The 9426-nt window shown below is 37.2% G+C and carries 6 protein-coding genes and 1 pseudogene; 4 read left to right on the top strand and 3 right to left on the bottom strand.

Going from position 1 to position 9426, the window contains the following annotated elements; genetic code table 11:
• The first annotated feature begins 167 nt into the window (after nt 1–167).
• On the top strand, nt 168–764 hold the full coding sequence (locus tag HRT50_RS15775; protein ID WP_291616202.1) for a TetR/AcrR family transcriptional regulator: 597 nt from the start codon (nt 168–170) through the stop codon (nt 762–764).
• A 174-nt stretch (nt 765–938) separates the two neighbouring features.
• Entirely contained in the window at nt 939–1691 is a 753-nt protein-coding gene (locus HRT50_RS15770) for an ABC transporter substrate-binding protein (protein WP_291616200.1), read from the top strand.
• A gap of 107 nt (nt 1692–1798) precedes the next feature.
• Here the strand turns inward: HRT50_RS15770 and HRT50_RS15765 are convergent, their stop codons facing one another.
• Nucleotides 1799–4096, bottom strand: coding sequence for a response regulator (locus HRT50_RS15765; protein WP_291616199.1), 2298 nt, complete (start codon nt 4094–4096; stop codon nt 1799–1801).
• Between the two features lie 141 nt (nt 4097–4237).
• Between HRT50_RS15765 and HRT50_RS15760 the strand changes: the two genes are divergently transcribed.
• Complete coding sequence (locus tag HRT50_RS15760) at nt 4238–4990, top strand: ABC transporter substrate-binding protein (protein ID WP_291616197.1); 753 nt, start codon at nt 4238–4240, stop codon at nt 4988–4990.
• Between the two features lie 1067 nt (nt 4991–6057).
• Here the strand turns inward: HRT50_RS15760 and csrA are convergent.
• Both csrA and HRT50_RS15750 read right to left on the bottom strand, forming a co-directional pair.
• Nucleotides 6058–6225: pseudogene (gene csrA, locus HRT50_RS15755) on the bottom strand (carbon storage regulator CsrA); the annotation flags it as partial.
• A gap of 395 nt (nt 6226–6620) precedes the next feature.
• Entirely contained in the window at nt 6621–8225 is a 1605-nt protein-coding gene (locus HRT50_RS15750) for an ABC-F family ATPase (RefSeq protein ID WP_291616204.1), read from the bottom strand.
• Nucleotides 8226–8692: 467 nt separating this feature from the next.
• Between HRT50_RS15750 and HRT50_RS15745 the strand changes: the two genes are divergently transcribed.
• Nucleotides 8693–9426 (top strand): AbgT family transporter (locus tag HRT50_RS15745; protein WP_291616195.1); only part of this gene is annotated, 734 nt, incomplete at its 3' end.

The following is a 9426-nucleotide window of genomic DNA, read 5'->3' as shown; positions in this document are numbered from 1 at the left end:
ATTACTTTTATTCATGATCGTCAAGATAGGTATGCGCCTTTTGCCGATGTTAGTCTTTTCTTGCAACAAGAAAAAAACACCTTAATTGAAACAGAAGGTCTTGGTCATAGAAGAATTTTAAGCGATACTAACGTTATTAATAATATTACTAAAATGTTGTCTTCTTAATGAACAAAGGCGAACGTACCCGTTTAGAGATACTCAAACAAAGCATAATATATAGCAGCCAATATGGCCTTGCCGATATCACTATAGGCACGGTTTCTAAGTTATGTGACTTATCAAGAACGGGTGTTATTTCACACTTTGAAAATAAAGAAGATATGCAAATCGCTATCTTACAATATGCTGAAACATTATTTCAGGAGCGAGTGATCAAACCTGCATGGCGTGAAGATCCATTAGAACATTTAGTTACCCTAATAGAAAACTGGGCCGACTGGACTAGTGAAATGTTTAAAGAGCACCAAGTAAGCTGCCCTTTTATCAAGGCAGTAGTGGAATTTCAAAACAGGCCGCCATCAAAAGTCAGAAGCTTTACTATTGAACAACAAAACAGATTGATCAGCTACCTTACCCATAGGGTTCAGCGTTGTGCGGAACAAAACAAATTGACCACAGAAATAGAAAGCGTGGCCATTGCATATGAACTTTATAGCTTATATTTAGGCCATGCAATTACTCAACATACGGCGCCAATTAAGGCCTCTGATAATTTATTTAAAAATAGTGTCGCTAGGCTACTAAAGCAATATCAAGTTTAGGTTTAGGTAGCAATTAATTTACTTATAAAAGAAAAAACACCAACCCCTTCGCAGTGAGATTTCGCCCTAATTTGAACGCTTATCCCCCTATAGAGCAATCTCAATACAAGCTTGAGCATGCACTTTGTTAAAACATATTGCCTTAACTACCTATACTCAAACAAGGTGGTCAAAGTGAGTAAGCTCATGGCAAAGTTGTTACTAATATTGCTTTCATTAATAACATTTAGCGCCTACAGCTGCCAGCTTGATATACGCTTACAGCACTACTCACCTGAATCTACTAAAAGCACAAGTAATGACTGGTTCGGTATCGATATAGACTTAACTGAAGCACTATTAAATGAAGTGCAATGTAATTTTAATATATTAGAAATACCTTGGGCAAGAGCTTTATTGATGCTTGCTACTGGTGAAATCGATATCTTAATTAACGTATCTAAAACTCATGAAAGAGAGCAGCTTTATTATTTTATCGGACCCATTCGTAATGAAGAAATCGTCTTTGCTACTTATAAAAGCTTAAACTATAACTTAACTAAAATTGATGACATCCTAGGGCTAGACAAACCGATAGCCATACAGCGCAATGCCTATTATGGTGAAGTATTACAGCGCATTATTAATAATGAAAAGTACAAAGAATTATTTGTTCATGTTCCCAGTAATGAGATCAAATTAAAGTTGCTAAAACGCGGTAGGATAAGTGGCTTTTTAGAAGCAAAGCGCAATGTTATTCATGGTATTAATAATGATAAAATATTTGCGGGTGTTTGGTTCCCAGCTTTAATATTTCATAAAAACCCTGTCTATTTTGCCTTAAGCAAAAAGTCCATAAGTGTGGAGTTTAAGCAGAGAATTTCCACTGGCTTTGAGCGTTTAGTTGCCCAAGGAAAAGTTAGAGCAATAGTGCTGAAACATCAGTAATCTAAACACTCAGCAGTGTTTAGAAAATTAGCATTATCTACAACATGCATTAAACATAAACTAGCCAGCTGCATAAGTGAGTGGTTAACACTAAGAATAATTTAATATTAAAGCGAAATTGTTTTTTTATCTTCGCCTTCTGCTTGGTTAATCACACACTCGAGAATAGCTTGCCATAAATCATTGGGACTATAGGGTTTAGCGATAAAACCATCCATGCCAGCATCAAGGCACTTGCTCCGTTCTAACTCGACATCACTTGCAGTGATGGCAATAATAATCGTATGCCGTTGGTAATTTTTTTCTAACTTTCGTATTTCTCTGGTTGCAGAAAGACCATCCATTACCGGCATATGACAATCCATTAAAACTACATCAAAATGCTCTTGTTGCCAAAGTTCCAGGGCTTGCTTGCCATCATTAGCCGTTGATACGCGGCTAGCAACCCCTGCCATCATATTGGCGCACACTTTGCGGTTTATTTTTGAGTCATCAACAACCAATATAGATAATTTTTTATTTTTTAGCTGAGTATCTACCTCGAAATAATTATCTTCCTGCCCTTTAGCACCCTTACTAAGCATTACTTTTAAAGTAATCTTATGTATCTTTTCAGGTGAAGCTGGGACTTCTAATAGTGCTGCTATTCCCTGCTCATAACAGTGCTTATAATCGGCTTCACTAGCATAGGCTGATGTCATAATGACTTTGAATTTTTTAGTCAGTGCACATTGCTGAATTAATTTAAATAATTCGTAGCCATTAAGTGTCGGCATGTTCTTATCTAGAAAAATAAGCTCATAATTTTCATCTTTTTTATCTGACTCTTTTAACGTGTTAACGACTAACAGGGGATCATTTAATATCGTCACTTTCATCTGCCATGATGTTAAGAGCTCCGTCAAAAGCCTGCTATTGAAAAGTTGATCATCAATCACCAACACTCTTTTATTATACAAACAGCTCATATCTTCTTGAGCAACTTCAGCGGTCGACTCGGCTTTTACAAATTTCAATGAGAAATGAAAACAACTGCCCTGCATGGCTTGGCTGGTTACCTGTAGGCTTCCGCCCATAAAATCGACCAAGCGATTTGAAATAGCTAAACCTAATCCTGTTCCACCATAAACTCGAGTGGTTGAATTATCAGCCTGCCTAAACTTATCGAAAATAGTATCAAGGTTATCTTGGTCAATCCCCATACCGGTATCACTTACTGAAAATTTAATTCGGTAATTTTTCTCACTTAAATTAGCGACTCTTACCTTTAGCGTTACACTCCCCGCTTTAGTGAATTTTATTGCATTACTAATGAGGTTTGTTAATACTTGCTTTAGCTTGGTTGAATCACCGATAACATAATGGTCTAACTCATTTTCTATTTCTAAACTCAGCTCTAGCTCTTTTTCTTGGGCTATAGGTTTAAATAAAACAATCACATCATCTAAAAATTCTTCCAGATCAAAATTGTGTTCATCTTTTTCTAATCTACCTGCTTCTATTTTAGAAAAGTCTAAAATACTGTTGAGCAAATCCAGCATATGATTAGCACTTTTTTGAATTGTTTTCGCAAATTCATATTGTTTCTTATCTAGAGGGGTTCGTAACAATAACATTGTCATACCATAAACCCCGTTCATCGGTGTTTTAACTTCATGACTGATATTTGCTAAAAACTCACTTTTAAGGCGGTTAGCTTGTTCGGCTTTTTCTTTTTCAATCTCTAACTTTTGAAAAGATGTATCTAATATATTACACATATCGTTGTATGAACTAACGAGGTAATTAAGCTCATCATCGACTTTTTCGCTCCTACCTTCTAACTTGATATTTTGATGATCTTTAACTGAGTTAGCACTCTTGGCCATTGCCTTGGCCAAAAAGGTTAGATGACGACCGATAATTAAATAAACAATGGCTAGAATAACGAATGAAATAATAAATGTTTTTGCGCCTTGAGTGACTAAGGTTAATAAAACTTTGTCGGCTAAACGACGATAAACAGGGTACAAATCACTGACTACATGTAACTCTCCTAAAACAGTTTCCTCTCCCTCATACAGATAACTTATCGGCCATCGCCCCATTCGAGAATAATCGGTATTATCTTTGCCTTGCTCAACAACAATGTCACCATCACGAATTAATTGCACTAACACTATATCCGGTAGATTCTTAATGCCTTTTATTTGTACGCTTATTTGATCATCATCTTCGACCCAAAGTGCATTGGAAATAGCAGGTAAATAGCTAGTTTCTATTTGGATTAAACGTTCATCAAGCGCCGATATGTCATTGTTATAATCAACAAGTAGATGAATTGAAGTAATAATTAGGGTCAATACTGAGCTGGATAGCATGATCCAGATCAGTAGCTGCTTGGCGATTGAATTTCGAAACTTCATGCTCGCTTGTCATCCTTTACTTAAAAGCTAATCGAATACTTAAATTATAATATTAGGCTAGTTAACAAGATGTTTTTTTGCAAATTTTACAATCACTAACTAGATTTAAAAGGACTTAAAAATTTACCACAAGGCTGTGAAATGCATACACTCAAAATAGCGTTATTTTTATTAATACTAATATCTACAAGTAGCAAGGCCATCACTGAAATAAATTACATGGTAATTCAAGACCAAGCTCAGCCATTTCAAAATCACCAAAACAAAAAACACCACACTGGAATCATTACTGACATTGTTAAAGAGATATTCTCTGGTCCAGAGTACGAGGTGAAAATACACACCTTACCCTTTAATCGAATGATCAGCATGCTTGAGAAAGGCGATATTAAAAACTGGATTACCTTTGGTTCACCAAACTGGCCCGGAGTACAGTCGGTTAACCTATCAAAACTACCGGTATTTAATGTACAACATTCATTGTTAACGTCGACACAGCAAGACTTTGACATAAATTCAGCAGAAGATTTATTTGGCAAAACAGTGATTTTATTACATGGTTTTAATTACCCCGGTTTAGAGGAGCATATCGCTGAAAAGCGTATTAAAGCAATCAATGTCAAAAACTATAAATCAGCGTTTAAAGTGGTTAATAGGTTAAAAGATAAAGCGGGTTTTGTCGAAATGGATGTTCGGATTAAGTACAACCTAAAAAAAGAAGACTTAGTCACTAAAGATTATAATTTACATAACTTTTCTAAAGTCATCGAAAATTATGATTTGCATTTAGCCATGTCACCTAAATTCAATAAAGAGCTACAGCAGCACCTTGAAAGTGAGCTAAATAAATTACTTCAATCAGGGGCTTTGGAAAAAATTATTAGCGCTTATTAAAAATAGTGGCTTAACAGCCAATTAAAAACATATTTATCATGGGTAAATAATATTTAAAAAAGAGTGAAACTATTCACTCTTTTTTTGTTGGTACGGTGTTATACCAATTCCATTAAATTACATGCCTCTGTAGTTTACTCAGAACTCTTTGTAAACGTCATCTTCGAAGTCTCTTATCGAAGATCCCTTGCGATTAAGACCCTGAATTCAGGACAATAAGCTCCATGCATTGTCTAATAAGTGTCATCCGTGGCACGTCCGATTAAAACACCACGGGGATGACGATCCTAAGCCAAGTACATAGGCATGTTAAATATTGTCCACTTGGACTGGTTAAAATACTCCAAGGCGGCGTTGCTCTCAATCACACACGCCAGCTATTGGCCAATCGAGCGCCTTGCTTTGATTAGTTTTACCTGTGCATAACAAGCTCATAAACTCAATGGAGTTGGTATTAATCGTTTTGCTGTTGCAGTGCTTAAATAGACTGCTATTTATTTGTCAGAGCGCCAATTAAAACAGTGAAGTATTTAATAACTACTTCAAGTCGCCAATATACTTATATCTAATATCATAAACCGGCTTACGCGTAATGCTATGACGTTTACTTATATCAATCACGGATTCACCATTAAGTAATGATTCAATAATTGTTACGGTACGTTTATTCTTTCCATCTGCGAGAAATAGTTCAATTGCTTTCTTATTAATAATAATTACTCCGCTGATGTATTTGAGGGTTCAAGTTACTGTGCAGCTGCTAACTTATTGCAATAGCTATAAGTATTTTTTTCTGCAGTACCATTAACTAGGTACACGGTTTAACAGTCACCACAGGCCGTTACACCGCGTACCCTTCTCTTACTTTTTAAGTTAGTCTTTAAATTACTGCTTTAATTTCTGTTCAGGAAAAAACGATCAGAGCCAGCTACTTAAGCTACCTTTCGAGACTTCTTAATCACTATTGTTACCGGCTTACTGTTTGATGTTATTTCTTGCTCTGGCTCCACCCATGCAACATTAGGAACAACATTCGGAGCATCAACAGGTGTAACATCAGCAGCAACACCCTTTTCTTCTTGAATCTTGTTGTATATTTCTTCTCGGTGTACTGATACGCTTTTAGGTGCATCAATACCTATACGTACTTGATTACCTTGTATATTAAGTACAGTTATCTTGACATCATCACCGATGATTAATGTTTCATTTATTCTTCTTGTGAGAATTAACATGCTTATTCCTATTTTGTTAATAAGAGGTTATCATACTGATAAGCCTCATTCGATTACCGATTGACTGCTTAGCCTTGGTAGGTGTTACAGCACTTACCACGGCGCCATTTATAGCGTTACCCCATACAACTATTTCTGCTCTACACTGCTTTGCCTTTTATGGACGGGTAACTTAAAAGCAGGTAGTTTTATTCTTTTCAGCTATTCACTTTATTGCTAAAAACTAAATAGCATTAGCTTAATTCATAGCCCATGATATATACCTATGTATACTTTCTATATACACATAGTGTTACGTAATGTATTTATAAGTAACCATCATAAAAAAACCACTCATCTGAGTGGTTTTTTGTCTTTATCAATTAATTTTGATAACTGACAAGTATTTAAAAGCGTTATGCGACTTTTTTTGCTTCTAACTGACTAGCAAGGTATTCATCTAATGAACCTTGGAAGTTAACTAATCTTTTATCTTTAATATCGATAATACGTGTCGCCAAGCTTGAAACAAACTCACGGTCATGACTAACAAAAATTAGTGTGCCTTCAAATTCTTTAAGAGCATTATTTAATGCATCAATCGCTTCGATATCCATGTGGTTAGTTGGCTCATCCATGATCAATACGTTGATATCAGCCATCATCAAGCGACCAAATAACAAGCGGTTCTTCTCACCACCTGAACAGTTACGCGCTTTTTTGTTGGCATCATCGTCAGTAAATAACATACGGCCTAACATGCCGCGAACACTTAAATCGTTGTGACAAGGTCTACGCCATTGTGACATCCAATCCATTAATGTTAAATCATTATCAAAAAATGAGCCGCTATCTTGTGGGCAATAACCAACAGCTGCATTTTCAGACCACTTAACCACACCTTCAGTTTGCTCTAATTCACTCATTAAACAGCGTAACAAAGTGGTTTTACCCACACCGTTTTCGCCGATAATAGCTAATTTATCGCCCGCTTTAAGTAATAAATCACCTTTTTCAAATAACATTTCGCCATCAAAACCGTGACCTAGGTTTTCAAGCTCTAATGCTTGGCGGTGCATTTTTTTACCCGGCGCAAAAGCAATTTTAGGCGTGATACGACTCGACGACTTAACATCATCAAGTTTAATTTTATCCATTTTCTTAGCGCGAGAACTCGCTTGTTTTGCTTTTGAGGCATTTGCACCAAAACGGTTAACAAAATCTTGTAGCTCGGCAATTTCTTCCGCTTTCTTAACATTACCTGATAATAACTGTTCACGTAATAAACCCGATTGCTCTAGGAAGAATTCATAGTTACCTGGGTAAATGCGTAATTCACCGTAATCAATATCAGCCATATGAGTACAAACTGAATTAAGGAAATGTCTATCATGAGAAATGATGATCATAGTACATTTACGTTTGTTCAATTCAGCTTCTAACCAACTGATGGTATGAATATCCAAGTTGTTGGTAGGCTCATCCAGTAACAAAATATCAGGGTTAGCGAAAAGCGCTTGTGCTAGTAACACACGTAACTTCCAACCTGGTGCAACTTGCTGCATAGTACCGAAATGAAAAGACTCTTCAATGCCAGCTTCTAATAAGATTTCACCGGCGCGACTTTCTGCGGTGTAACCGTCCATTTCAGCAAATTCACTTTCTAGTTCGCCAGCGCGCATGCCATCGGCTTCACTCATTTCTTCTTGAGCATAAATAGCATCACGTTCTTGCTTAACTTTCCATAACGGCATATCACCCATGATCACAGTATCAATAACATTGAATTCTTCAAATGCAAATTGATCTTGGCCCAAAGTACTTACTTTGTTACCAGTACTAACCGATACATTGCCTGAGCTTGGTGTTAGCTCACCACTAAGTATCTTCATAAATGTAGACTTGCCACAACCATTTGCGCCAATCAAACCATAACGGTGACCGTTGCCAAATTTAGCCGAGATGTTTTCAAACAACGGCTCTGCGCCAAATTGCATGGTGATATTACTTGTAGTGATGATAAGCCTATACTCCGGACTAAATATGTTTCATGGATTTTTCAAGTCGCGCATTATAGCTGAGTTGGCGGTTTAATGATAATGATAATTAGATTAACTGTACAAATAACGAACTAACTTGTGATGATGAGATTTGGGGATTGTCCCGTAATCTTATTCTGGTGTTATTGTATACCATAGTGTTTAGTTGTTAGGGTAAAGCTACTACACAGTTTTTAGTTCACTAAGTGCGCTTCTCGGACCTAAGGAACTAAAAATATTAATACCTTTTTAGAGAGAACACTAGTCTTTTAAGTAAGAGCGCGACGAACAAAATATAATCCTTACACTAAAGTGATGTTTTTTTCACCAGAAAAATTTAGTCACTCCCTAGCACCCTCCTTTCGGTTACCAAAAGACACAGTTTAATTACCTCTATAAAGTTAGACTCTGATAATTTTTTGATTAAAGCACACTCACTGGGAAGTTATATGTCAACTGAAAACCTTGCTTCATATTCGCAGGAACCTGAGAAATCAGGCCTGTTCAATCGATTTTTGGCCGGAGTTGAATGGTTAGGTAATTTATTACCTCACCCTATCACTTTGTTTGCCGGCTTTTGTTTAGCGGTTATTGCTATTAGCGGCATTGCTGGCTTTTTTGAATTGAGTGTCGCCGACCCTCGCCCTATTGGTGCGCCAGGTAGAGAGGTTGATGGCATAATTGAGGTGGTGTCTTTAGTTAACGCTGAAGGCTTACAACGCATTGTTGGCGGCTTAGTTACTAACTTTACTGGCTTTGCCCCACTAGGCACAGTATTAGTCGCGCTATTAGGCGTAGCCGTTGCAGAGCGTTCGGGGCTATTATCAACGGCGATGCGCGCCTTGGTAATGGATGCTTCGCCGCGTATGGTAACCGTGACCGTAGTATTTGCCGGTATAATATCGAATACTGCCTCCGAGTTAGGTTATGTGGTGTTAATCCCACTCGCCGCTATGATATTTCATTCCTTAGGTCGTCATCCTCTAGCAGGTCTTGCCGCGGCATTTGCCGGTGTCTCTGGTGGATACAGTGCCAACTTATTATTGGGCACTATCGATCCCTTACTCGCCGGCATCACCACGCCAGCAGCACAAATGATTGATCCTACTTATGTAGTTGGCCCTGAAGCAAACTACTACTTTATGTTTGTCAGCACATTTTTAATTGCCATATTAGGTGCCAT

This window comes from Colwellia sp. (genome assembly GCF_013215345.1).
In the GTDB taxonomy this organism is placed as follows: Bacteria; Pseudomonadota; Gammaproteobacteria; order Enterobacterales; family Alteromonadaceae; genus Colwellia.
The sequence above is the reverse complement of the archived record's forward strand: the minus strand, read 5'-3'. Positions and strand labels throughout refer to the sequence as shown.

Bases quoted from the DNA above. Each gene is read 5' to 3' on its own strand.
- HRT50_RS15775 (WP_291616202.1), top strand. From the start codon at position 168: ATGAACAAAGGCGAACGTACCCGTTTAGAGATACTCAAACAAAGCATA.
- HRT50_RS15765 (WP_291616199.1), bottom strand. From the start codon at position 4,096: ATGAAGTTTCGAAATTCAATCGCCAAGCAGCTACTGATCTGGATCATG.
- HRT50_RS15760 (WP_291616197.1), top strand. From the start codon at position 4,238: ATGCATACACTCAAAATAGCGTTATTTTTATTAATACTAATATCTACA.